Origin of the sequence: Microbacterium sp. LMI1x-1-1.1 (assembly GCF_040676205.1) — a bacterium.
GTDB classification, from domain to species: domain Bacteria; phylum Actinomycetota; class Actinomycetes; order Actinomycetales; family Microbacteriaceae; genus Microbacterium; species Microbacterium aquilitoris.
The window spans coordinates 1,221,943-1,246,100 of record NZ_JBEGHM010000002.1; the positions used below are offsets into that span (position 1 = coordinate 1,221,943).

The following is a 24,158-nucleotide window of genomic DNA, read 5'->3' on the forward strand; positions in this document are numbered from 1 at the left end:
CGGCATCCCCACCCCCGGTGTCACCACTGCGGGTGGATGTCCGCCCGGAGACGGCGGTCGTAGACGTCGACGACCGCCGCGGCGAAGGTGTCGAGGACTGCGGGGTCGATGAGTCCCGCCGCGGCGTTGGATGTCGCCTGAGCGGTCGTCCGTGCTCCGGGGATCACGGAGGTGACACCGGTCTGCGATGAGATCCAGGCGAGGGATGCCGCGGGCAGCGAGACACCGTCGGGCAGGGCCGCGCCGAGTTCTTCGGCCGCGACGAGACCGGTCTCGTAATCGACCCCCGAGAACGTCTCGCCCCGGTCGAACGCCTCGCCGTTGCGGTTGTACGACCGGTGGTCGTCGCCGGCGAAGGACGTGGACGTCGTGTACCGGCCGCTGAGGAGACCGGACGCGAGAGGGACCCGAGCGAACACGGCGACGCCCGCGGCGGCGGCGGCGGGCAGGACCTCGTCGAGCGGCTTGAGGCGGAACGGGTTGAAGATGATCTGCACGTTTGTCACGCCGGGTCGCGAGATGGCCGAGAGCGCCTGCGCGCAGGTCTCCACCGAGACGCCGTAGGCGGCGATCGCCCCGTCGGCGACGAGCGCATCGAGGGCGTCGTACGTCTCATCGGCGTCGATGACCGCAGACGGCGGACAGTGCAGCTGAACGAGATCGAGGGTGTCGACGCGGAGGTTCCGGCGCGACCGATCGGTCCAGGCGCGGAAGTTCTCGGCCGTGTAGTTGCCGGGCTCCTGCGGCAGTCGGCGCCCCATCTTGGTCGCGACCGTCACGCCGTGGCCGGGATGCTCCGCCAGGAAGCGCCCGATCAGCGTCTCACTCCGCCCGTCGCCGTAGACGTCTGCGGTATCGAAGAGGGTGACCCCGGCCTCGACGGACGTCGCGAGCACGCCGAGGGCGTCGGCCTCGGACACATCGCCCCAGTCCGCCCCCAATTGCCAGGTACCGAGGCCGATGGCGGAGACGGAACGACCGGTGGCGGCGAGGGGACGCTGATGCATGGGGCTCACCCTACTTCGCCCGCGAGGCGGCGCGGGGAGCCGATGTCATCTCGGCGACAGCGGCTTCGAGGTGGCCGAGCACCGTGGCGACCGCGGGGACCCGTGCGGCGCCGCGCGCCGACACCGCGTGGAGCTCCCGCCGGTCGCCCGAGGCGAGAGGGCGCGTGCGGACGCCGGCCACGAGCGGGAAGGAGGCCACCGCCAACCGCGGAAGGGTCGCGACGCCGACCTGCTGCGCGACGAGCTGCTCGACGGCCGCGACGTTGTCCGTCTCGAACCGGATGCGGGGAAGGAACCCCGCCCGCGCGCACGAGTCGAGCAGATGGCTGCGGCAGCGCGGACAGCCGGCGATCCAGTCGTCGCCCGCGAGCGCTTCGAGCTCGACGACGTCGTCGGAGGCCTGCCGATGCCCTTCGGGGAGGATCAGCAGCAGGTCCTCTGCGCCGATGCGACGAGCGTCGAGCCCGCGGATGCTGTCGCCGTGGGCATCCGTACCGTCGCCGGGGTGGCTGAAGGTGAGGGCGATGTCCGCACGATCGGCGCGGACGGCGGCGACCGCTTCGGGGGGCTCGGCCTCGACGTAGGTCAGGGAGACACCGGGATCGGTCTCGGCGAGGCGCCGCATGAGGCGGGGAAGGACGGTCGGGGATGCGGAGGGGAAGCCGACCAGGCGCACCGTCCCGCTCCGTCCACCGCTGAGGTCGGCGAGCTCCCCCGCCACCGCGCCCAGGGCGGTGGTGATCGAGGCGGCGTGCCGGGCGAGGATGCGCCCGGCCTCGGTCAACCGCATCCGTCTGCCGACCCGCTCCACCACGGGCATGCCGAGGCGGGATTCGAGGCGGCGGATCTGCTGGCTGACGGCGGGTTGGCTGTAGCCGAGAGCGACGGCGGCCGCGGTCACCGACCCTGCGTCTCCGATGGCTTTCACGATCCGGAGTTCGGCGACGGAGAGGTCGGGAAGAGAGGTGGGCACGAAGACATATAACGCGACGTCATGTCCACGATGCAATACCTGCCGTGGTGCAATCCTCCGGTGGCCGGGACCATGGATGCATGGCCCTCTCCCCCGCTGCCGTCCGGGCGTCCTTCCCCGACGCCCGCGGCTACGTTGCGGCGTGCACCTCCGGCATCCCCTCCCTCGCGACGCGGGACGCCGTCCGCGCCGACCTCGACGTCCTGCCCGACCCGATCCGCTACGCCGCGGTCGCCGAACGGTGCCGTGCCGCCTTCGCTCGTCTGGTGGGCGTCGATCCCGGGGCCGTCGCACTCGGCGCGCAGACCTCGGCGATGGTCAGCCTCATCGCGGCAGCCCTGCCCGACGGAGCGGTCGTCGTCTGCCCCGACGGCGAGTTCTCCTCGCTCGTCCTGCCCTTCGTCCACGCCGGTCGCGGCATCACCGTGCGCACCGTCCCTCTGACGGCGCTCGCCGAGTCGCTCCGGGACGGCGACGCGCTGGTCGCTTTCTCGATCGTCCAGTCCGCGACGGGAGCCGTGGCCGACGCCGACGCCATCGTCGCAGCGGCTCGGGACCACGGTGTCCGGACGCTCTGCGACGCGACGCAGGCCGTCGGATGGATGCCGGTGGCCGCCGCTTCGTTCGATGCTCTCGTCTGCCACGCCTACAAGTGGTTGTGCGCCCCTCGCGGCGTGGCCTTCCTCACGCTCGACGAGGACTTCGCCGCCTCGATCGCACCCCGCCAGGCGGGCTGGTACGCCGGATCGGACCCGTGGGCCTCGTGCTACGGCCCGGATGCGGCACTGGCGGCATCCGCTCGACGGTTCGACGTGTCGCCGGCGTGGCAGGCGTTCGTCGGCGCGGAGCCCGCGCTGGCCCTGTTCGCCGACGCCGACGCCGACGCATTGCGCGATGAGGTGACGGGGCTGGCGGCCGCGCTCCGGGAGCGTCTCGACCTGCCGACCCCCGAGCGCGCGACGCCCATCGTCACCTGGCCGGATGTGGACGGGGACGACGTCGACCGCCTGCGAGCGGCGGGGATCGTGGCATCCCGCCGCGCCGGCAACGCCCGGGTCGCCCTGCACATCTTCAACGACCTGCGGGATGTCGACGACATCGCCCGCGCGCTCGGCCGCTGACCCGGGTCACCCCCGATCGGAGCGGAGCTCGATCGCGATCTGCGACGCGTCGATGACGGCGAGCTCGTGCGCGAGGACGTCGGCGTCGAAGGTCCCGCTGTCGCGCGCATCGAGGAGCACCCGCCGTTGCACCGCCAGCACCTCGAGTCGTCGGGCGCTCTCGATCTCGAAGATCCGGGAGCGGTCCGCGTCCGCCGGGCGCTCGGCGGCCGGAACGGTCGCTGCGCTGTCGCGGAGGAGGTCGAGGATGTGCCGGCGCTCCTCCCGTTCGCGCTGACGGGTCTCCTCCTCGGAATCTGCGGCGGTCAGGGCGGTGACCATGGGGGCGACGGTGGAGCCCTGCCCGACGAGGGAGAGGACGGCCACCCCGAAGGCCACGAGGATGAGGACCGAGCGCTGCGGTGTGTCCGCGGGCAGCGTCTGCGCGGCAGCGAGCGTGATCGCGCCCCGCATGCCCGCCCACACCACGAGCGCGCCCTCCCGCCATCCGAGGGGAGCCTCTTGGAAGTAGCGGATGTCCGCGAGCCCACGGGTCACGCGCGGGCCGAAGCGGCGGACCGTGTCACGCGAGACCGTTCTGCCCCGGCGCGCGAAGGCGTCGACGAGCTTCTTCTCGCCTTCTTCGCTCTCGAGCCGCTGGGCGATGGTCTCGAGTCGTGGCTGCAGTCGGCGCACGCGGCGCGCGCTCGCGGACAGGAGCGCCAGGAGCGGTGCGACGTACGCGGCGCGGACGACGACGGTGAGCAGCCACGCCCCCGCCGCGATGAGGAGAGCGGGCGCCACGCCGGCGTGCACGGCTTGCACGTCCGAGATGATCGTCGTGAGCTGCAGTCCCATGAACAGGAACACGAGACCTTCGAGGACGAGCTCGATCGTGCGCCAGTTCTGCGCGTCCGAGAGCCGATTGCGCGCCGAGAACACGCGGGGGCCCCCGACACCCGTGATGATGCCCGCGACGACGGCGGCGACGAGCCCCGAGGCCCCGAGGAGCTCGGCGGGGATGGCGGCGAGGAACGGGACGGTGAAGGACAGGACGGTGTTGACGGTCGGATCCGTCGCGCGGCGACGGACGGTCAGGTTCAGCCAGCCGACGAACGCGCCGATGAGTACGGCGACGACGACGGCGTAGGCGAACGTTCCCACCGCCCCCCAGAACGAGAAGGATGCCGCGGCCGCCGCGATCGCCGTCCGCAGCAGCACGAGCGCCGTGGCGTCGTTGAGCAGGCTCTCGCCCTCGAGGATCGCGACGACGCGTTTGGAAACCGGGGTGCGTTTGATGATCGACGTCGCGACCGCGTCGGTCGGGCTGACGATCGCGCCGAGCGCGACGCCCCACGCGAAACCGAGGTCGGGGAGCACGATCATGAAGAACAGTCCGAGGGCGAGCGCGGTCCCGATGACGAGGAAGACCGACAGCCCGGCGATCGCGCCGAACTCGCGGCGGAAGTGCATGGCCGGCATCGACACCGCCGCCGAGTAGAGCAAGGGCGGCAGGATGCCGAGGAGGATCCACTCCGGGTCGAGGACGAAGTCGTCGAACACCGGCAGGAAGCTCCCCCCGACCCCGACGGCCACCATGAGGATCGGCGCCGCGATCCCCGCCCACCGGCCGACGACCGTGGTGAGGGCGACGACGAGGAGCGCGACCACGAGGCCCAGGAGTGTCTCGATCACACCGAAAGCCTGTCAGAGCATCCCCGTCGATGCGGCCGATTTCGGGCAGTTCGTCACCTGCCGATAGGCTCCCGGATCGTGCTTCGCCTGATCTTCTCCGCAGCTGTGGGCGCTCTCGTCGGCGGTGCCGTCGCCGCGGTGGTCGGTCCTCCCGGAGCCGGCATCTGGGTCCTCGCGGTCGCGCTGCCCATCGGCATCCTCAGCGTCGTCTTCCTCCGGCTGGGTGCGTCGGGACTCGCCTCGACATCGGTCTCTCAGGAGGATCTGACCCGCGCGCGGGCCGAGGATCGCCTGGGCGTGGCACGCATCGACGCCGTCCGTCAGACGGGAACGCAGATCAACGACCAGCCCGTGTGCGAGATCGACGTCACGGTGCAGCCGCGCCGGGGCGCCGCGTACGCCACCACCCTCCGCAGTGTCGTCCCGCTGATCGAGCTCGGAGCCCTCAGGCCCGACGCGACCCGGCCGGTCGCGATCCTGATCGAGGGCGGCCCCGAGTTCGGCTTCGTCGACGGCCAGGTCTCGCCGCAGGAGATCGACGGGCTCGTCGTCCCACCGCCGGGGTCGGTCCCGATGATCTCCTGGCCGAAGGCGCAGCGCGTGGTGAACGGCGCGCGGCGCGGCCCGCTCCTCGGCATCGGTCCGCGCGGGAGGGTGCTCCGCGGCATCCTCTTCGTCGTCATCGCGCTCGCCGTGGCGGCCGCCGTCGTCGCTCCATACGGCCGCGCCGTCGTGATGACCGCGCAGGCGGCGCAGGAGGGGCGCATCGGCGTGGACCTGCGGCGGCCCGACGAACTGGCCGTCGCGGTGCGGGCCCTCGAGGACGAGATCGGGCACGACCGGGTCAGCACCGTCCTCATCACGTCTGATTTCATCCGGGTCGAGGCACCCCTCACCCCGGGCAGGACCGAGACCGATGTGTGGATGTACCGGGGCGGTGTCGTCGATCACGAGGGCCCGGCGCCGTCACAGCCCGACCTCGCGGCCGAGCAGTTCTCCTGGAAGGACATCGCCCTCTCGACCGTGTGGGCGCTGATGGAGAAGGCGTCGGCGGAGTCGGGCCTCCCCGTCGGCGACGCGAGCGCCGTCGTCTCGCGGGGCACCGACAGCGACATCGACAGCGAGACCTTCGGAGCGTCCGTCGAGAACCCCGAGATGTTCATCTCGCTCCGGACCGAATACAAGAGCGTCTCGTTCCGGGTGAACGCCGACGGATCGGGCGACGTCGTCGCCCAGTGACGCCCGTCAGGCCGCGGCGAGCTCCGTCGTCGCGCGGAGCGACCGCATCGCGTCCGCGCTGGGGAGATCGACGCGCAGACGAGTGGTCCCGGGACGGGGACCGGCCCCGTTGACGATCGCCGCGCCGCCCAGACCCGCCAAGGGGGCGGCGAGCGCGGCCGAGGCTGCCGCCGGCAGGTAGCCGACGACGCGTCCGTTCGAGTGGACGGAGATGTCCGCAGCGCGACGGGTGCGCCCGCGCCCCATCCGCAGCACGTACAGCCGATCGTCCCGGGTGCGGCGTTCGGGGTCGTCGACGAGGTAGTAGGTCCGTTCGACGTCCACACGCGACGTCGGGAGGTCACGGAGGTCCGGGAGATCGTCGTGCGATCGCGTCCGGCCGATGAGAGCGTGACAGAGATGTTCGAGCCAGGTGGGCACGAGGCCCCCTTCCTGCACGCGGCATGAAACTCATGCCGCTGCGTCGAGCCTCTCACAGCGCGCCTGGCAATCCCCCGGTCTCGGAATGCCCGCGCGCTACGGTCGGTTCATGCTCCACATGAAGGCCATCGTCTACCGCACCCCGGGCGCCTCCGACGTCCTGTCCGTCGTCGAGCGAGAAATCGCCGACCCCGGCGCCGGCGAGGTGCGCGTGCGCATCGCCGTGTCGGGCGTGAACCCGACCGACTGGAAGTGCCGCGCCGGCGGCACGGCGCGGGCGACGTTCGCCGAGACCGTCCCGAACCAGGACGGCAGCGGAATCGTCGACGCGCTCGGCGACGATGTGGAGGGACTCGCCGTCGGCGACCGCGTGTGGGTGCACCTCGCGCAGCACCAGCGCCCCACGGGCACCGCGCAGGAGTACACGGTGGTGCCGGCATCCCGCGCCATCCGACTCCCCGAGGGCATCGACTTCGCGACCGCTGCGAGCCTCGGCGTTCCCGCCGTGACGGCGCACCGCGCCCTCACGGTCCACGAGGACGGGCCGGCTCGCCTGGCCCCCGGAGCGCTCACCGGACGCACCGTGCTCGTCGCGGGAGGCGCCGGCGCCGTCGGTCACGCCGCGATCCAGCTGGCCCGCTGGGCGGGCGCGACGGTCATCACCACCGTCAGCTCCGACGCGAAGGCGGCACTCGCGCGGGCGGCCGGCGCGCACCACATCATCGACTACACGCAGGGTGACCTCGTCGAGAACATCCGCGAGGTCGCGCCCGACGGCGTCGATCAGATCGTCGAGGTGTCTCTCGCCACGAACGCGGCGGTAGACGCGGAGGTCGCCGCCGGGCACGCGGTCGTCGCGTTCTACGCGGACGACAACGGCGACACCTTCAGCATGCCGATCCGTCCGACCTTCGCGAAGAACATCCGGGTGCAGGGCGTCCTGCTCTACACCGTCGGAGAACCTGCCCTCGATGCCGCCGTCGCCGACATCACGCGCGCACTCGAAGACGGAGCGCTGCCGGTGGGCGAAGACGCCGGGCTCCCGCTGACCTGGTTCCCGCTCGAGGAGACCGCCGCCGCTCACGACGCGGTCGAGGCCGCAACGGTCGGCAAGGTGCTCATCCGCGTCGCGGAACTCTGAGTCCCCACAGACGCGATCGCCCGACAGTGGCGGAGGGATGCCGCAGGTCGCACCCCGCGTGAGGGCGACCCGCGGCATCCGTCTCAGCGGACGACGACCGTCAGCGGAGTCGAGCGGGTCGCGCCCGCCCCGTTGCGGTACTCCACGACGTACTCATATGTACCCGGGCCACGACCCGTCACCGCCGTGCGGGTGCGCTGCGCGTTCGGCGACGCCGCTTCGAGGCTCTGCTCGTCGATGATCTTGCCGTTCTCGTACAGCGCGTACGAGGTCGCGTTGGTCCCCCACCAGAGGTTCGAGGTGACCGTGTAAGCACCGTCGCGGTCGTGGTTGTCGTGCGAGAGCACGGGCATACCGGGAGCGGCATCCGTCACCGTGACGGTGATCGACGTCGTCTTCGTTGCTCCCGCCGCATTGACCAGCTCGCCCGTGTAGACATACGTGCCGTTCGAGCGGCCGGCGATGGGCACGGCGACCTGCTGCGCCCCCGGCGATTGGGGAGTCAGAAGGCGGGTGTCGAGGAGCTCGCCGTTCTCGTACAGCCGGAACACGGAGCCGTTGACGCCCCACCACAGGTTCATGGTGACCGTGAACGATCCGTCGCGGAGGCCAGTGCCCCAGCCGCTGTCGCTGCTGAGAGCCCCCCGACCGGGCGCCGCCGTCGCGCCCTCGTCGGCGAAGACCGTGAACCGGGGCTCCGCCGTCGCGATGAGACCGTCGTGGTTGACGGCCCGCACGGTCAGCAGGTGCTCGCCCGCCTTGCCGGTGAGGTCGATGACGGCGTCGGCCGCGACCGGCTCCCCGTCCAGGGCGACGTCGAGGTTCCGCACGCCGGACTCGGTGTCCGCCGCCGTCACCGCAAGCGCGAGCTCGTCGCTGTCGGCCAGGAGCGCACCGTCCTTCGGCAGACCCGAGATCACCGGAGCGGACTCGTCGTCGCCGCCCGAGGGACCACCCGTCACCGCGATGCGCGGCATCGGAGCCGGCTCCATCCCGTCGCCGATGAAGAAGCTCGGGTGGGGCGGCTGGTTGTAGCCGGTGTTCTGCCAGGCGACCGCGACCCGGTACTGCATGTCGTGCATGAGCGTCGGGATGCGGATGTCGGTCTCGTCGCCGGTCGAGTAGATGCGCAGCTCCGACGAGTCCGCCGAGCGCCACACGATCTCCTCGCGCCAGTCGCCGAACAGGTCGGCCTGGAGGTTGGGCGTGCCTTTCGTGCCGTTGTTCGACCGGGCTCCGGCATCCGACAGGATCGTCTTCTGCTCCCCCGCCCCCCAATCCCACTTCGCGACGACCGGCGTGCCTTGAGAGGTCGCCGCATCCCAGTCGTGATCGACGATCTCGCGCAACGGATCGCCGTCGAACCAGGCGAGGAAGTTCGCGGCCGGGATCGTGTCACCGATGACCTCACCGTCTGCGGCGACGAGCCTGCCGGTCCGAGAGTTCCACGCGGCGTCACCGCCGACGGCCCAGCCCTCTGCGCCGGGATGCCGCGGGTCGATGTCTCCGACGGCGGCACGTCCGGTGTCGACGGTGGCGGGGATGCTCCAGAGCACCTCGCCGGTCTTCGCGTCGCGGAACGTCGCCCCGCGGTTGCCGGACGCCGCCATGTTCTCGTGAGCCGCGAAGGCTTCGAGTCCGGGGCGCGACGGGTCGAAGTCACCGACATGGAGGGCGTCGCCGTGGCCGAGTCCGGTCGAGTACAGCAGCTCCCCGTCGTCGTCGATCGCGGCCGAGCCGAAGATGATCTCGTCCTTCGCGTCACCGTCCACATCGGCGACCGACATGGAGTGGTTGCCCTGCCCGTAGAGGGCCTCCGCACCGTCCTCGTTCGAATCGGCGACCCAGCGCGTCGTCAGCTCCCCGCCGTCGAAGTCGACGGCCGCGACGACGGCACGCGTGTAGTACCCGCGGCTGAAGATCGCGCTCGGGTGCTCACCGTCGAGGTACGCGACGGATGCGAGGAACCGGTCGACCCGGTTGCCGTACGTGTCGCCCCACGATCCGACGTCGCCGCGCTGCGGGATGTAGTCGATCGTGTCGACCGCCGCGCCCGTCAGCCCGTCGAAGACCGTCAGGAACTCCGGGCCCTGCAGGACGTACCCCGAGCTGTTGCGGTGGTCTGCGCTCGCGTCGCCGATCACCCGTCCGGCCCCGTCGACCGTGCCGTCCGCGGTCCGTGTGATCAGCTCGGCACGGCCGTTGCCGTCGAAGTCGTAGACCATGAGGTCGGTGTAGTGGGCACCCGCTCGGACGTTCACGCCCAGGTCGATGCGCCAGAGACGTTCGCCGTCCAGCCGGTAGGCGTCGACGTAGACGTTGCCGGTGTAGCCGCCCTGCGAGTTGTCCTTCGCGTTCGACGGGTACCACTTCACGATGAGCTCGTACTGCCCGTCCCCGTCGACGTCGCCGACGGTGGTGTCGTTGGCCGAGTACGAGTAGGGCTGCCCGTCCTTCGTGTACGCGTCCGCCGGCTTCTGCAGGGGAAGCGCGCGGTATGCAGCGGTCTGCACTCCTACCGGCTCGGACTCGGTCGTCTCGACGGTCTCGTCGCCCGAGCCGCTCAACCGGGTGACGAAGTACTCCGAGGCATCCGTCCCGTCGGTGTCGAGCAGGTTGGTCGAGGCGGTGATCGGCGTCGTCGTGATGCGCCGGCCGTCACGGTACACGTGGAAACCCGCGTCGGCAGGGTCCGTGCCCAGCAGTCGCCACGACACGAGCACGCCGCCATCGGTCCGGACCGCGGCGACGCCACGGTCCAGGTACTCCGCCTGACGCTGCAACACCGTCGGCGCCGCCGTCTCGTACGGGTCGGATGCCGCACCGGCACCGCCCACACCGACCGGAACGACCGTGTAGAAGTACGGCACGGTGGTCAGCACGTCGTCGTCGACGAAACGCGGCACGTCGCTCGTTCCCACGAGCGCGCCGCGCTCCCCCTCGACCTCCGAGCGGAAAACGAGGAAGAAGACGCTGTCCTCCGCCGCGGTCCAGGCGAGCTCCACCTCGCGCGGGTCGATGCGGACGGCGTCGACATCCGTCGGCGAGCCGGGGGCAGCGACGTCCGGGTCGGTCAGACTCGTCTCGACCTTCGCCGACGGCACGGACTCGAGGCCCGTCCGGTCCACGGCGGTCACGTGATAGCTGTAGTCGAGTCCCACGCGCGCCGTGCGGTCGGTGTACGCCGGCTCGGTGCTGCTTCCCACGAGCGTCGGGACGGTGTCGAAGGCGGACGAGCGGTACACATTCCAGGTGAGACCGGATTCGGCATCCCACGCCAGGTCGATCTCGGGATCGGCCGGATCGGCTTCGACACCCGTCACCGTCAGGCCCGTGGGGCCGAGGAGGATCGGCGTGATCTCGAGTCCGTTCAGACGCGTCCCGGCAGCGGCGCCGTAGGCCTCGATGTTCAGCTGGCCGTCGGTCACGAGGAAGGGCCCGCGGAGGACCGCCGCGACCGAGCCGCGGCCGGCGTTGCCCGTGCCCGCTTCCTTCCCTTCGATGCGGAAGCTCGTGCGGGTCGATCCGATCCAGTCGCCCGAGAACGTCTTGACCGAGTAGGTGCCGTTCGGCACGTCTAGGGCGAAGGTCGAGCTGTCGCCCGGCAGGACGAAGTCGCGGAGCAGGTCGTTCGATCCCTCGGCGGCTCCACGGTCTCGGCCCGCGTTGGCGGGGAGGGTGTTCGTGAAGCCGTACCCGCGGTCCTTCGTGTACGCGAGGTTGGGCGTGACCTCGGTGTACCCGGCGGCGAGGGGGTTGCCGGCGAGCTGGAAGTCGAACCGGTACGCGGCCTGCTTGGTGGTGAACTCCACCGGCGCCGACGGCTCGGATTCGCCGCGACCGTTGACGGCGACGACGCGATAGCGGACCGTCGCGCCCTCGTTCAAGCCCTGCACGATTGTCGTCGGCTGAGTCACGGTACCCACCAGGGTCCAGGCGTCCTCACCGGCCGTCTGACGGAACACCTTGTAGATGTCCGCGGTGGGCACGGCGTCCCACTTCAGGGTGGCCCCGGCGTTGCTGACGGCTCCGGCCACGAGCCTCTGCGGGGCTTCGGGGACCTCGGCCGGGGGCTCCGTGTCGGTGACCTCGTCGGCAAGCGGGATGTCGAGGGCGCTGACGCCCTGCGCGACCAGACGTGCCATCTGGATGGCGCCGTACTCCTGGAAGTGCGTGTCGTCGACCGTCCCGGCGGGCCGGTTGGGGAACACACCCGGGTCGACGTGCAGGAAGACGGCCTTCGCCGCTTCGGGACCGATCTCGTCGAGGTAGGCGCGGCTGGATGCCGAGAGGTCGACCAGCGGCACGTCCTCCTCGTCGGCGAGCTCGGTCATCTTCTCGACGTACTCGGGGAAGCTCACGCGGAAGAGCCCCGTCTCGGGGTCGAAGTTCCGGCGCGAGACGGGCGTGACGAGTACGGGCGTCGCGCCGCGCTGGCGGGCGCCCTCGACGTAGGTGCGGAGGTACTCCTTGTAGTCGGCGGGCGAGGCGTACCGGTCGTCTACTCCCTGTGTCGCATCGTTGTGACCGAACTGCGCGAACAGGTAGTCGCCGGGGCGGATCGCGCGCAGCACCTCGTCGAGGCGGCCCTGTGTGAGGAAGTTCTTGGACGAGCGCCCGCCGATCGCGTGGTTCTTCACCGCGACGTCGTCCGTGAGGAAGCGGCTCAACATCTCGCCCCACCCCGCCTGCGGCGCGTACGCGGTAGCGTCGTAGGTCTGGACGGTCGAGTCGCCCGTCAGGTACGTCGTGGGGACGGCGCCCGCGGTGCGCTCGGGCAGCCGCGTGATGGTGAGTGCATTGAGGGATGCCGCGCCGCCCGCGATCTGCAGCGTCAGGCGCCCGTCGACGAGAGCGATGGGGAACGCCATCTCGAGGTACTCGCCCGTCGCCTTCGCCGTGGGCTGCACCTTGGCTATCGACTCGGCTGTGATCGCGATGTCGGTCGCGCCCTCCGCGTCGCCGGCGACGAGCGAGACCGAGTAGTCACCCGGCGCGAGATCGACCTCGAAGGTACCGCCCTGCGCTGCGACGAAGTCGGACCGCACGGCGTCGTCGCCCCCGCGGTCGACATCCGGGGCCGCCGAGGTTGGCGCCGTGGAGAAGCCGTACCCCCACTCGGCATCGAACGCCGTTGCTGACGTCACGGCGAGCGAGCCGGATGCGACCGCGCCGGGCCCGAAGTCGAACGCGATGACGTCGCCGTCGGGAAGCGGTGCGGGGGCGTCGGCAGCGACGGCAGGTGCCGCAGCGATGAGCGACGCAGTGAGCGCGGCCGCGGACGCGATGGCGAGCGCGGAGCGGGGACGGCGGATGGGCATAGGTCCTCCTGGACGGCGTCGACGAGAAGGCGAGCCGGATGACCCGCACCGGAGGGGCGCTGGACGATCCGACAACCTCGAGACATGGGGGCTTACGTCATGTCGTGAGCCCACGCACCACCATCATTGGAAAGCGCATTCCGGCTCAATGCGACCGATCCTGGCACGGCTGACGGAGCTCGCGCAAGGCATCCATCCGGAAGAATGAATCGTGTCAATGCGATGAGGTGTGGCGGCTCGTCCTCGCCGGTGGGCTGGCCTGTATCGCCCGTGACGCGGCCGGCCGGTGAGAAGCTGGGGCGATCAGGCGACGGCAGGGCCGGCGGCAGGCAACGAGAAAGTGAAGGTCGCGCCCTCCCCCTTCCGCCCATCCGCGTAGATGCCGCCGCCGTGGAGTTCGACGATGCGGGCGACGGAGGCGAGCCCGAGCCCCGTGCCCGGGAACTCCTCCGCGGAGTGCAGTCGGGTGAGCGGTTCGAAGATCCGGGACGCGTCGGACGGGTCGAAGCCGTCGCCGTCGTCCGTCAACTCCAACACGACCCGTTCGGGACCTGCGTCCACCTGCCGGAGGACGATGTGCGCCGACGGCTTCTTTCCGGTGTACTTCACGGCGTTGCCGAGGAGGTTCTCCAGCGCGAGGTGGACGAGCGCGGGATCCGCGCTCACGACGATGGCTTCGTCGACCCGGATGTCGAGGTCGCGACCGCGGTTCTGCGCGAGGAGTTCGTCCGCGATCCCCCGCGCGATCTCGCTGAGGTCGAGCCGCTCAGGCGCCGGCGGGGCGGCGGTGATGCGGTAGATCGACAGCATCCGCTCGATCTGCGCCGACATCCGCTCACCCGCTCGGACCACCGCGTGCGCGTAGGTGGCGCTGGTCTGATCGGTCGCATCGTCCGCGATGAGTTCGGCGAAGCCCATCATCGCCCCCAGGGGTCCGCGCAGGTCGTGTACGAGCGAGTGCATGGTCGCGTCGAGTTCGTCCGCCCGTGCGGCCATCTGATCGCGCTCCGCACTGCGCCGGCTGATCGCGCCGCGGAGCTCGAGATTTTCCAGGGTGACCGCCGCGGTGTTCGCGAGCACTTCGAGCTGGCGCACGTGCTCGGGGTCGGGCACGTGCCGCTCGGCCCAGTACGCCCCGATCGCGCCGATCGGATCGGACGAGCGCACCGGTGCCATGCACATGCTCGCCACGAACGTCGGCCGGTAAGCGTCGATCGGCACGCGCTCGTCGTCGTAGATGTCGGGGATGATGACCGTTTCGCGGTGCAACATCGACCACCCGCTCACGCAGGCCGTCAACGGGAATCGGCTGCCCTTCCACAAACGTCCGATGGCGTCCTCATCGACGTAGAAGCACTGATCGTCCTCGCGCAGGACGAAGGTCGCGCCGTCGGCACCCGTCAGTTCACGCACGGCATGGGCGACGATGGAGGTCACCTCCAGCAACCCGGTCGCCGTCGAGAGCGCATCCACCGTGCGTGCGAGGACATCGGGGGCAGCGACCGGTTCAGCTGGCTTCCCGCCCATGTCGACCTCAATGCAACTCGAAGAAGCGGATGTCTGGGGCTCCGAGAAGAAGCCTCCCCCAGGGTACTGCGTGCCGACGGGCAGCGGCGAGAAAGCAGAAGGCCGGAATCCGCGTGGATTCCGGCCTTTCTCCAACCGTCGGGATGACAGGATTTGAACCTGCGACCCCTTGACCCCCAGTCAAGTGCGCTACCAAGCTGCGCCACATCCCGGTCCGTTGCCCTCGCGGACAACTCCACTATCCTAACCGGTCCGGAGGCCGCCCGCGAACCGCCACGGGGTTCCGCGTGTCCGATGCCGCCACTAACCTGCCCGCATGAGCCAGATCTCGATCGAACCGGCCCGCGCCGATCGCTTCACTGACGTGGAACGCGCGCTGACCGGGGGCGGCGACGGCGCCGACTGCTGGTGCCAGTGGTGGATGCTCGCGCCGAAGGACTTCGAGGCGACCAGCGTCGGCGAACGGCGTGAGCGACTGCGTCAGGACCTCTCGGCTCCGGTGCCGTCAGCGCTGATCGCGTACGTCGACGGCAAGGCCGCCGGCTGGGTCAAGGTCTCCCCCCGCCCCGATCAACCCCGCCTCGCGCGTACCCGCAACATCCAGACGTCACCGGAGCCGATGGACGACCCGACAGTCTGGGCGATCACCTGCTTCGTCGTCCGTAAAGAGCACCGATCCCAGGGCATCGCGAGCCGCCTCTTGGATGCCGCCGTCGACCACGCGCGCGCGAACGGCGCACGCATCGTCGAGGGGTACCCGCTCGACACCGACGTGAAGCGGTTCTCGACGAACGACCTCTACCACGGCACCCTCTCGAGCTTCCTCGCCGCCGGCTTCACCGAGACAGCGCGCCCCGGCGCGGCCCGCCCGATCGTCGCGAAAGATCTGTCATGAGCCGCGTCACCGTCGTCCGCGGCGACATCACCCGTCAGAATGTCGACGCGGTCGTCAACGCCGCCAACCGCGCCATGCGCGGCGGCGGGGGCGTCGACGGGGCCATCCACCGGGCCGGCGGACCCGAGATCCTCGCCGACTGCATCGCCCGGTTCCCGCACGGCCTCGCGACCGGGGATGCCGGATGGACGACCGCGGGGAACCTCGCCGCGCGCTGGGTCATCCACGTCGTCGGACCGAACCACACGGCGGGCGAACGCGACCGCAGCCTTCTCACCTCGTGCTACCGACGCGCGCTCGAGGTCGCCGACGAGCTCGGCGCCACGACCGTCGCCTTCCCCCTGATCAGTGCCGGCATCTACGGCTGGCCGCTCGACGACGCGGTCGACGCCGCCGTCACGACGCTCGCCGAGACCCCCTCGACCGTGACCGAGGCGCGCATCGTCGCTTTCGACGACGCCATGTTCACCCGCGTCGAACGGCGACTCGCGGCATCCTGAGCCGTCTTACGATGGATCCACCGGACGGGAGGAGGATCACATGGCGGATGCCGTGCGTGTCGACTCCTGGCTGTGGGCCGTCCGCGTCTACAAGACCCGATCGGCTGCGACCACCGCGTGCCGCGCAGGGCACGTCCGGGTCAACGGCGACAAGGCGAAAGCCGCCCAGCAGGTCAAGCCGGGAGACGAGCTGCGGGTGCGGATCGCCGGATTCGACCGCATCCTCGTCGTGCGCCAGACGCTCACCAAGCGTGTCGGCGCCCCCCTGGCCGCCGTCGCCGCCGAGGATCGGACGCCCGAGCGCGAACCCGTCGCACTGGTCGCCGTCCGCGACCGCGGCGCCGGGCGGCCCACCAAGCGCGAACGCCGCGACATCGAACGGCTACGCGGCCGCTGACACCCCCGCACGGCGCCACCCGACCGCGCGGCGGACCGCGGCATCCGTCACGGCGAGCACGAGACCCGTCACCGCATAGACCAGCAGGTCGCGGCCGTCGAAGACGGTCCCGAACACCAGGACGATCGGCGGCCACTCCCTCGCCCACGCAACGGGCAGCCCCGTGAGCTGGAACAGCTCAACGCCTACCGACCACGCGATGACGATCGCGCCGATCAGCCAGGACGACAGCCGAGGCAACAACGCGACCAGCCCACCCCAGACCGCGACGACGTAGAGCGCATCACCGGCGATGTCGGATGCCGCAGTGTCCGCCGCTCCGAGATGCACGGCGAGTCCGCAGATCACCGCCGCCAGAGCGACGGCGATGCCGAGAACCCGTCGCTTCACACCCGGTCACGCAGCCACGACGCCCCACGGACCTCCGCGCCCACCGCGACCGCCCGCTCGCCGAGCTCACGGTCGCTGGTCACGAGCAAGACTCGCTCTCCGTCGCCGACGCGCCGATGCGCCTCGGCGACGAGCGTGTCGTCACCCGCGGCATCCGCTCGCACCACCTCGACGGAGTCGGACGGGTCCGCGGCGGCGCGCGCCTCGCCCTCGAGTACAGCGACGACGTGGGGGTACCACGTGTCGCCGGGGAGCGACAGCTCGGAGGCCGCCACGCCCAGGCGCGACAGACCCTGAAGCCGCTCGAGCAATCTCGATGCGGCACCGGCGCGGTCGCGCCACCACCCGTCGGGAACGGATCCGACGACGTTCGCGGCATCGACGAGCACGGTGGGGCGGACGGTGAGCAGCGCGCGCAACGGCTCCCAGGAGTCCGCGAAGCCGGGGTGCAGGCGCAGCGCATCGACCTCGTCGAGCGGTACCCACTCGAGGGCGTAGCTCTCGGGGTCGGCGATCACCGGCTCGAACGGGTCGACGACATCGGCGACGAGGGTCGTGTACGTCCAGACCTCGAGATCGAGCACGCTCGTGAACCGCGGTCGGAGAGCTGCGGCGGGGACGCCCGCTTCCTCCTGCGATTCGCGGATCGCGGCATCCGTTGCGCTCTCGCCTTCGTGCCGCGCACCTCCCGGGATCCCCCACGTGCCGCCGTGGTGACTCCACGAGACGCGGTGCTGCAGCAGGACCCCGCGCGCGGGGTCGTGCGCCAGCAAGCCGGCGGCACCGAATCGGCCCCAGTACCGATCGCCGGCATCGGTCACCACCCAGGCATCGCCCGGATCGCGAGGACCGGAGGGGCGCGGCGGCCCGCTCGACGGTTCCTCGATCCTCATGCGATCAGCCTCTCACGCGCTCGGCGGCGAGGCGCGGCATCCGTCATGTCCCGGAACAGATCCCCAGCGTGCAGCAGACAACGAAGGAGATGACGGTTCGCGAGGACCGGATGACCCGGATGCCTCCTCGCGAACCGTCATCTCCTCTCGAAGCGACGGTGGACGGGCGTCAGCGCTGCCGACGCTCGCGCACGCGCATGTTCGTGACGATCGGCGTGCCCTCGAAGCCGAAGATCTCGCGCAGGCGCCGCTGGATGAACCGGCGGTAGCCCGGGTCGAGGAACCCGGTCGTGAACAGCACGAATGTCGGCGGGCGCGTCGACGCCTGCGTGCCGAACAGGATGCGGGGCTGCTTGCCGCCGCGGAGCGGGTGCGGGTGCTCGGCGATCAGTTCGGCGAGGAACGCGTTGAACTTGCCGGTCGGGATGCGCTGGTCCCACGACTCGAGCGCCGTCTCGAGAGCCGGGACGAGCTTGTCGAGGTGACGGCCGGTGCGTGCCGACAGGTTCACGCGCGGCGCCCACGTGACGTGCGCGAGGTCCTGCTCGATCTCGCGCTCGAGGTAGCGGCGGCGATCGGCGTTGTCCATGTCCTCGTCGTTCAGGCGATCCCACTTGTTGAAGGCGAGGACGAGCGCACGACCGGACTCGAGGACCAGATCGATGATGTTGAGGTCCTGCACGCTGATCGACTCGGTCACATCGAGGACGACGACGGCGACCTCGGCCTTCTCGAGGGCCGCGCTGGTGCGCAGCGACGCGTAGAAGTCGGCGCCCTGCTGCAGGTGCACGCGACGACGGATGCCGGCGGTGTCGACCAGACGCCAGAGCTTGCCGCCGAGCTCGACGACTTCGTCCACGGGGTCGCGGGTCGTGCCGGCGAGGTCGTTGACGACGACGCGCTCCTCGCCCGCGGCCTTGTTCAACAGCGACGACTTGCCGACGTTCGGGCGACCGAGGATCGCCACGCGGCGGGGGCCGCCGAGCTCGTTCTTGGCGACGGCCGAGACCTCGGGAAGCACCTTCATGATCTCGTCGAGCAGGTCGGCGACGCCGCGGCCGTGGATGGCCGAGACGGGGTGCGGCTCGCCGAGACCCAGGTTCCAGAGCGCTGCGGCTTCGGGCTCCTGACGGGCGTCGTCGATCTTGTTGGCGACGAGGAAGACCGGCTTGTCGGTTTTGCGGAGCATGCGGACGACCTGCTCGTCGGTCGCCGTCGCGCCGACCATCGCGTCGACGACGAACATGACGACGTCGCACAGCTCGATCGCGATCTCGGCCTGGGCGGCGACGGAGCGGTCGATGCCCTTGGCGTCGTGCTCCCAGCCGCCGGTGTCGACGAGCGTGAAGCGGCGGTCCATCCACTCGGCCTTGTAGCTCACGCGGTCGCGCGTGACACCGGGGGTGTCCTCGACGACGGCCTCGCGGCGGCCGAGGATGCGGTTGACGAGGGCCGACTTGCCGACGTTCGGCCGTCCGACGATCGCCACGACCGGCAGCGCCGGGAGCATCTCGACGACCTCGCCACCCGCGGTGAAGCCGGCGAGCAGGTCGTCGTCCTCCTCGTCGAGCTCGTAGTCGGCGAGCGAGGCGCGCAGGGCGGCGGCGCGCTGCTCGGCGAGATCCTCGTCGAGGTTGGCGAGCTTCTCCTCGAGCTGGTCGGGCCCGCCGTCGTATTCGTAGTCGTCTTCGGCGCTCATCGTGAGCCTTCCGTTCCCGACCGCACGACGTCCAGGACGGCGTCGACGGTCTGTGCGAAGTCCAGGTCGGTCGAGTCGACGACCGTCACGCCGGGGGCGGCGGTGAGGAAGTCGACGACCTGGGAGTCGGATGCGTCACGCTTGTGCAGCGCGGCGGCCACAGCCGCGGCATCCTCTGTGGTCAATTCGGCGCTGCGCCGCGCGGCGCGCACCTCGGGGGCAGCGGTCAGGAGGATCCGCACGGGGGCGTCGGGGGCGACGACGGTCGTGATGTCGCGACCCTCGACGATGACGCCGGGGCGACCGGAGTCGGCCACGAGGCGACGGAACAGGACGTTCACCTGCTCCCGGATCACCGGCACGCGGGCGACGCCGCTCACGGCGGAGCTGACTCGCGGCTCGCGGATCGCTTCGGTGACCGAGGTGTCCCCGACCCGCACCCAGTACTCGTCGGGGTCGAGCGAGATGGCGTAGTCGAAGTCGCCGGCGGCGTCGACGACCGCAGCCGCGTCGGACGTGTCCGCGCCGTGCTGGAGCACGTGCCAGGCCAACGCCCGGTAGGCGGCACCGGTATCGAGGTAGCCGAAGCCGAGCCGTCGGGCGGCCTCCTTCGACACGCTCGACTTGCCGCTGCCCGCGGGGCCGTCGATGGCGATGGTGATGGGGTCAGTCATTGAGGCTCGCAATCTTCCACCCGCGTGCCGCGAGACCGTCGGTGGCGACGGAGACGGCGGACGGGACGACACTGATCTCGCCGAGACCGAATTGGGCTCCCGGCGAGTGCTCGAGACGGAAGTCCTCGACGTTGACGCCGAGGTCGCCGAGGTCGCCGAACAGCCGGCCCAGTTGACCGGGGGTGTCGTCGACCATGACGACCACCGTCTCGAATCGGCGGTTCTGACCGTGCTTGCCGGGCAGGCGTTCGACGCCCTCGTTGCCGCGGCGGATCGTGTCGGCCACGGCGCGACGCGAACCGGGAGCGTCGGGGTCGCGGAGCGCGCCGGCGACGGCGGTCAGATCGGCGGCGAGGGCGTCGAGGACGTCGACGACCGGCTGCGCGTTGGCACCGAGGATCTGCACCCACAGTTCGGGGGCGGATGCCGCGATGCGGGTCGTGTCGCGGACGCCCTGGCCCGCGAGACGCAGCGACGCGTCCTCCGCCCCGACGAAGCGTCCGGCGAGGAGGGATGCCACGAGCTGCGGCACGTGCGAGACGAGAGCCACGGAGCGGTCGTGCGCCTCGGGGGTCATCTCGACGAGGCTGGCGCCGAGGTCGAGGGCGAGCCCTTCCACGACGGCGAGGTCGCGCGCCGAGGTCTCCTCGTCGCGGCAGATGACCCACGGGCGGCCGAAGAAGATGTCGGCGCGCGCCGAGATGGCTCCGCCGCGTTCGCGACCGGCCATCGGGTGGGACCCGATGTAGCGGGAGAGATCGACGCCGCGCTCGCGCAGCGCGAGCAGCGGTTCGAGCTTGACGCTCGCGACGTCCGTGACGACGGCGTCGGGGTGGGCGCCGAGTTCGCGCTCGATGACGTCGGCCGTGACGTCCGGCGGAACGGCGACGACGACGAGGTCCGGGCGGTCGTCGTCACGGGCAGCGCGGCCCGCCCCGTAGTCGACGGCGAGTCGGAGCTGAGCAGGTGACGCGTCCGCGAGGACGACGTCGACGCCGAGCGCGCGGAGCGCATGACCGATGCTCGAACCGAGCAGGCCCGCGCCGACGATGCGGACGAGCCCGCTCGTGCGGACGGCGCGGGCGCGCGCGTCGATGGCGTCGGTCACAACTGCTCCTGAGTGGGATCCCCGGGCGGGGTCTCCGCCTGGCGCGCGAGAGTCAACAGCGCACCACGCTCCACTGTAGTCAACTCGCGTGCCCGACCCGCTGGGAGCGTGCCCAGGTGCAGGGGACCGAACTGGCGGCGGACCAGCTCCTCGACGGGGTGCCCGACGGCCGCCATCATGCGGCGGACGATGCGGTTGCGCCCCGAGTGCAGCGTCAGCTCGACGAGGCTCGTGTCACCGCTCGCGTCGAGCAGCCGGGCCTTGTCGGCGGCGATCGGGCCGTCCTCGAGCTCGACGCCCCGGGTGAGCTGCGCGATGGTCTGCGGCAGCACACGGCCCGACACCTTCGCGATGTAGACCTTCGTGACGCCGAACGACGGGTGCGCGAGGACGTGGGCGAGCTCGCCGTCGTTGGTGAGGACGAGGAGGCCACTCGTCTCGGCATCCAGTCGGCCGACGTTGTAGAGACGCTCGGGCCAGTCCTTCGTGAAGCGCCGCAGGTCGGGGCGCCCCTGGTCGTCCTTCATCGACGACACGACGCCGGTGGGCTTGTTGAGGATGACGTACCGCTTGCTCGTGTCGAGCTGAATCGCGGTGCCGTCGACGTCGACCTGGTCGGTCTCCGGATTGATGCGCGACCCGAGTTCGGTGACGACGACGCCGTTGACCCGCACGCGACCCTCGACGATGTACTGCTCGCAGACGCGGCGCGAGGCGACGCCCGCATTCGCGAGGATCTTCTGCAGGCGGACCCGGTTCTCGTCGGACTGCTCGTTCATCGGATGGTCTCTCCTTCGAATCCCGCGGAGCCGTCGTCCAGCAGCGGGGAGATGGGGGGCAGCTCGTCGAGGGAGTTGATCCCCAGGTGGCCGAGCAGCGCGTCGGTGGTGCGGTAGTTGATGGCCCCGGTCTCGGGGTCGGTGAAGGCCTCGGTGATGAGGCCGCGGGCGAGGAGCGTCCGGACGACGGAGTCGACGTTGACGGCGCGGATCGAGGCGACCTGACTGCGCGACACCGGCTGCTTGTAGGCGATGACGGCCAGCGTCTCGAGCGCGGCCTGCGACAGTCGCGACGGCGCCTGGCCGTTCACGAATTCGGCCACCAGATCGTCGTGCTCGTCGCGGACGTAGAACCGCCACCCGCCGCCGACCTCGCGCAGTTCGAACCCGCGCCGCGGCCCGGAACGCTCCCCGTCGTAGTCGGCGACGAGCTCGTCGACCGCGCGGCGGACGGCGGCGACGGGCGCGCCGACGGCGGCGGCGAGCGAGACGAGGCTCTGCGGCTCGTCGATGATCATGAGGATCGCCTCGAGGCGGCGTGCGATGTCCCCGGCGTCCTGCGAACGCGGTGGCGCCTCGATCTCGGTGGCGTCATCGGTCATAGTCGGCTCCCAGTGTGGCGAGGTTCTCTTCGGACCACCGGTCGGCGGTCCAGCGCAGCGTCAATTCGCCGAGCGGCTCGAGCTGCTCGAACGACAGCGCGGCATGACGGTAGAGCTCGAGGACGGCGATGAAACGGGCCACGACGACGCCGGTCTGCGTGACTCCGGCGACGAGCTCGCGGAAGTTGAGCTGACCGGCATCCCGCAGCAGCGTCACGACGATCGCGGCCTGCTCCCGGATCGAGACGAGCGGCGCGTGCAGGTGATCCAGCCCGACGTGCGGGATCTCCTTCGGCGCGAACGCGAACATGGCGATCGCCGCGAAGTCGTCGGGAGACAGCGTCCAGACGAGCTCGGGTACGGCCCGACGGTGCTTCTCATCGAGCCGAACGGCGCGCGCGTGGCGTTTGCCCTCCCGCTCCAGGCACCGTGCGAACCACGCGGACACCTCCTTGAAGGCGCGGTACTGCAGCAGACGGGCGAAGAGCAGGTCGCGGGCCTCGAGCAGGGCGACGGATTCGGCATCCACCAACTCGCCCTGCGGCAGCAGCCCCGCGACCTTCATGTCGAGCAGCGTCGCCGCGACCACCAGGAACTCGGATGCCTGGTCGAGATCGGCGTCGTCGTCGAGCCCCTTCAGGTACGAGATGAACTCGTCGGTGACCTTGCTGAGCGAGACCTCGGTGATGTCGAGCTCGTGCTTGGAGATGAGGGTCAGGAGCAGGTCGAACGGTCCGTCGAAGTTCCCGAGCGACACGCGGAAGCGATCGCCGGATGCCGTCTCGGCCTCTGGGGTGTCCGCCCGCGGCGGCGCAGCGTCGGCGTCGGCGACGTCCTTAGGCGACGGCGCCACGGGAGACCAGCTCCCGCGCGAGGCGCAGGTACGCCTGGGCGGCGGAGTGCTCGGGAGCGAACTTGGTGATCGGCACGCCCGCGACCGAGGCGTCGGGGAACTTCACCGTGCGGCCGATGACCGTCTCGAGCACGTCATCACCGAAGGCGTCCACGACGCGCTCGAGGACCTCGCGCGAGTGCAGCGTGCGCGGGTCGTACATCGTCGCGAGCACGCCGTCGAGCTCGATCGCCGGGTTCAGGCGGTCGCGGACCTTGTCGATCGTCTCGATGAGCAGCGCCACACCGCGCAGCGCGAAGAACTCGCACTCGAGCGGGATCAGCACACCGTGACTCGCCGTCAGCGCGTTGACGGTGAGCAGGCCGAGCGAGGGCTGGCAGTCGATGAGGATGACGTCGTAGTCGCCGGCCACCTTGCGGAGCACCCGGGCCAGGATCGTCTCGCGGGCCACCTCGTTGACGAGGTGGACCTCTGCTGCCGACAGGTCGATGTTCGCGGGCAGGATGTCGAGGCCCTCGACCGACGTCGACACGATGACCTCGTGGGGGTCGCGCTTCGGGTCGAGGAGGAGGTCGTAGATCGTCGCCGTCTCGTGCGTCTGCACGCCGAGACCGGCGGACAGGGCGCCCTGCGGGTCGAAGTCGACCGCGAGCACGCGGCGGCCGTACGAGGCCAGGCCTGCGGCCAGGTTGATGGTGGTCGTCGTCTTGCCGACGCCGCCCTTCTGATTGCACAGCGAGATGATGCGCGCGGGACCGTGGCCGTCGAGCTTCGGCGGGGTCGGGAAGCCGTGGTAGGGGCGACCCGTCGGCCCCATCGGGGTGTCGGTCGCCACCGTCGAATCGACGTCCGCCGTACTCCGCTTGCTCGCCACTGATCTCCCGCCTTCGCCGTGCTCACCCGAGTCTAGTCATCCCGCCGCGGCGCGCCGTGGAGCGACTCCCC

At 70.8% G+C, this 24,158-nt stretch carries 21 protein-coding genes and 1 tRNA gene; 6 read left to right on the plus strand and 16 right to left on the minus strand.

Features of this window, described 5'->3' with window-relative positions; all coding sequences use genetic code 11:
* Window positions 1-20: 20 nt before the first annotated feature.
* Together MRBLMI1x_RS13705 and MRBLMI1x_RS13710 are read right to left on the minus strand one after the other, a co-directional pair.
* On the minus strand, window positions 21-1,007 hold the full coding sequence (locus MRBLMI1x_RS13705) for an aldo/keto reductase (RefSeq protein WP_336123434.1): 987 nt from the start codon (window positions 1,005-1,007) through the stop codon (window positions 21-23).
* Between the two features lie 10 nt (window positions 1,008-1,017).
* Window positions 1,018-1,980, minus strand: a complete 963-nt coding sequence (locus MRBLMI1x_RS13710) for a LysR family transcriptional regulator (RefSeq protein ID WP_018186424.1) — start codon at window positions 1,978-1,980, stop codon at window positions 1,018-1,020.
* Between the two features lie 80 nt (window positions 1,981-2,060).
* Here MRBLMI1x_RS13710 and MRBLMI1x_RS13715 point away from each other — a divergent pair, with 80 nt between their 5' ends.
* On the plus strand, window positions 2,061-3,101 hold the full coding sequence (locus MRBLMI1x_RS13715; RefSeq protein WP_116229287.1) for an aminotransferase class V-fold PLP-dependent enzyme: 1,041 nt from the start codon (window positions 2,061-2,063) through the stop codon (window positions 3,099-3,101).
* 6 nt (window positions 3,102-3,107) lie between these two features.
* Here MRBLMI1x_RS13715 and MRBLMI1x_RS13720 read toward each other — a convergent pair whose 3' ends face one another.
* The gene (locus MRBLMI1x_RS13720; protein WP_018186422.1) at window positions 3,108-4,775 is read right to left on the minus strand and encodes a cation:proton antiporter; all 1,668 of its coding nucleotides are present in this window, start codon (window positions 4,773-4,775) and stop codon (window positions 3,108-3,110) included.
* A gap of 78 nt (window positions 4,776-4,853) precedes the next feature.
* Here MRBLMI1x_RS13720 and MRBLMI1x_RS13725 point away from each other — a divergent pair, with 78 nt between their 5' ends.
* Window positions 4,854-6,014 (plus strand): hypothetical protein, encoded by a 1,161-nt coding sequence (locus tag MRBLMI1x_RS13725; RefSeq protein ID WP_363459350.1) that lies wholly within the window; start codon window positions 4,854-4,856, stop codon window positions 6,012-6,014.
* Window positions 6,015-6,020: 6 nt separating this feature from the next.
* Here MRBLMI1x_RS13725 and MRBLMI1x_RS13730 read toward each other — a convergent pair whose 3' ends face one another.
* The gene (locus MRBLMI1x_RS13730) at window positions 6,021-6,434 is read right to left on the minus strand and encodes a hypothetical protein (RefSeq protein WP_116229290.1); all 414 of its coding nucleotides are present in this window, start codon (window positions 6,432-6,434) and stop codon (window positions 6,021-6,023) included.
* Between the two features lie 118 nt (window positions 6,435-6,552).
* On the opposite strand from MRBLMI1x_RS13730, the gene MRBLMI1x_RS13735 reads away from it, so the two are divergent.
* The gene (locus tag MRBLMI1x_RS13735; RefSeq protein WP_363459425.1) at window positions 6,553-7,575 is read left to right on the plus strand and encodes an NADPH:quinone reductase; all 1,023 of its coding nucleotides are present in this window, start codon (window positions 6,553-6,555) and stop codon (window positions 7,573-7,575) included.
* An 83-nt stretch (window positions 7,576-7,658) separates the two neighbouring features.
* On the opposite strand, the gene MRBLMI1x_RS13740 is transcribed toward MRBLMI1x_RS13735, so the two are convergent.
* The 3 genes from MRBLMI1x_RS13740 to MRBLMI1x_RS13750 all read right to left on the minus strand — a co-directional run bounded on the left by MRBLMI1x_RS13740 (window position 7,659) and on the right by MRBLMI1x_RS13750 (window position 14,635).
* Window positions 7,659-12,896 carry a GDSL-type esterase/lipase family protein gene (locus tag MRBLMI1x_RS13740; protein ID WP_363459352.1) on the minus strand — a complete coding sequence of 1,746 codons (5,238 nt, stop codon included), beginning with the start codon at window positions 12,894-12,896 and terminating at the stop codon, window positions 7,659-7,661.
* Between the two features lie 303 nt (window positions 12,897-13,199).
* Entirely contained in the window at window positions 13,200-14,423 is a 1,224-nt protein-coding gene (locus tag MRBLMI1x_RS13745) for a sensor histidine kinase (RefSeq protein WP_336123427.1), read from the minus strand.
* Window positions 14,424-14,561: 138 nt separating this feature from the next.
* Window positions 14,562-14,635, minus strand: a tRNA-Pro gene (locus tag MRBLMI1x_RS13750).
* A 104-nt stretch (window positions 14,636-14,739) separates the two neighbouring features.
* Between MRBLMI1x_RS13750 and MRBLMI1x_RS13755 the strand changes: the two genes are divergently transcribed.
* Genes MRBLMI1x_RS13755 through MRBLMI1x_RS13765 form a run of 3 tightly spaced genes read left to right on the plus strand, consistent with a single transcriptional unit; the run spans window position 14,740 to window position 16,215 of the window.
* Window positions 14,740-15,318, plus strand: a complete 579-nt coding sequence (locus MRBLMI1x_RS13755; protein WP_363459354.1) for a GNAT family N-acetyltransferase — start codon at window positions 14,740-14,742, stop codon at window positions 15,316-15,318.
* Window positions 15,315-15,818, plus strand: coding sequence for an O-acetyl-ADP-ribose deacetylase (locus MRBLMI1x_RS13760; RefSeq protein ID WP_363459356.1), 504 nt, complete (start codon window positions 15,315-15,317; stop codon window positions 15,816-15,818). The genes MRBLMI1x_RS13755 and MRBLMI1x_RS13760 overlap by 4 nt, the downstream gene beginning before the upstream one ends.
* A gap of 40 nt (window positions 15,819-15,858) precedes the next feature.
* Window positions 15,859-16,215 carry an RNA-binding S4 domain-containing protein gene (locus MRBLMI1x_RS13765; RefSeq protein WP_018186413.1) on the plus strand — a complete coding sequence of 119 codons (357 nt, stop codon included), beginning with the start codon at window positions 15,859-15,861 and terminating at the stop codon, window positions 16,213-16,215.
* Here the strand turns inward: MRBLMI1x_RS13765 and MRBLMI1x_RS13770 are convergent.
* The 9 genes from MRBLMI1x_RS13770 to MRBLMI1x_RS13810 all read right to left on the minus strand — a co-directional run bounded on the left by MRBLMI1x_RS13770 (window position 16,201) and on the right by MRBLMI1x_RS13810 (window position 24,030).
* Window positions 16,201-16,605, minus strand: a complete 405-nt coding sequence (locus MRBLMI1x_RS13770) for a DUF2809 domain-containing protein (RefSeq protein WP_336123423.1) — start codon at window positions 16,603-16,605, stop codon at window positions 16,201-16,203. The genes MRBLMI1x_RS13765 and MRBLMI1x_RS13770 overlap by 15 nt on opposite strands.
* Entirely contained in the window at window positions 16,602-17,498 is an 897-nt protein-coding gene (locus MRBLMI1x_RS13775) for an NUDIX hydrolase (RefSeq protein WP_363459359.1), read from the minus strand. The genes MRBLMI1x_RS13770 and MRBLMI1x_RS13775 overlap by 4 nt, the downstream gene beginning before the upstream one ends.
* Window positions 17,499-17,667: 169 nt before the next feature.
* The gene (der, locus tag MRBLMI1x_RS13780) at window positions 17,668-19,197 is read right to left on the minus strand and encodes a ribosome biogenesis GTPase Der (RefSeq protein ID WP_018186410.1); all 1,530 of its coding nucleotides are present in this window, start codon (window positions 19,195-19,197) and stop codon (window positions 17,668-17,670) included.
* Window positions 19,194-19,871 carry a (d)CMP kinase gene (cmk, locus tag MRBLMI1x_RS13785; protein WP_018186409.1) on the minus strand — a complete coding sequence of 226 codons (678 nt, stop codon included), beginning with the start codon at window positions 19,869-19,871 and terminating at the stop codon, window positions 19,194-19,196. The genes der and cmk overlap by 4 nt, the downstream gene beginning before the upstream one ends.
* Window positions 19,864-20,979, minus strand: a complete 1,116-nt coding sequence (locus MRBLMI1x_RS13790) for a prephenate dehydrogenase (RefSeq protein ID WP_018186408.1) — start codon at window positions 20,977-20,979, stop codon at window positions 19,864-19,866. The genes cmk and MRBLMI1x_RS13790 overlap by 8 nt, the downstream gene beginning before the upstream one ends.
* Entirely contained in the window at window positions 20,976-21,758 is a 783-nt protein-coding gene (locus MRBLMI1x_RS13795; protein WP_018186407.1) for a pseudouridine synthase, read from the minus strand. The genes MRBLMI1x_RS13790 and MRBLMI1x_RS13795 overlap by 4 nt, the downstream gene beginning before the upstream one ends.
* Window positions 21,755-22,360 (minus strand): SMC-Scp complex subunit ScpB, encoded by a 606-nt coding sequence (scpB, locus tag MRBLMI1x_RS13800; RefSeq protein ID WP_018186406.1) that lies wholly within the window; start codon window positions 22,358-22,360, stop codon window positions 21,755-21,757. The genes MRBLMI1x_RS13795 and scpB overlap by 4 nt, the downstream gene beginning before the upstream one ends.
* Complete coding sequence (locus MRBLMI1x_RS13805; RefSeq protein ID WP_363459363.1) at window positions 22,350-23,213, minus strand: segregation and condensation protein A; 864 nt, start codon at window positions 23,211-23,213, stop codon at window positions 22,350-22,352. Before MRBLMI1x_RS13805 ends, scpB begins: the two co-directional genes overlap by 11 nt.
* Complete coding sequence (locus MRBLMI1x_RS13810) at window positions 23,197-24,030, minus strand: ParA family protein (RefSeq protein ID WP_091362304.1); 834 nt, start codon at window positions 24,028-24,030, stop codon at window positions 23,197-23,199. Before MRBLMI1x_RS13810 ends, MRBLMI1x_RS13805 begins: the two co-directional genes overlap by 17 nt.
* Window positions 24,031-24,158: the final 128 nt, after the last annotated feature.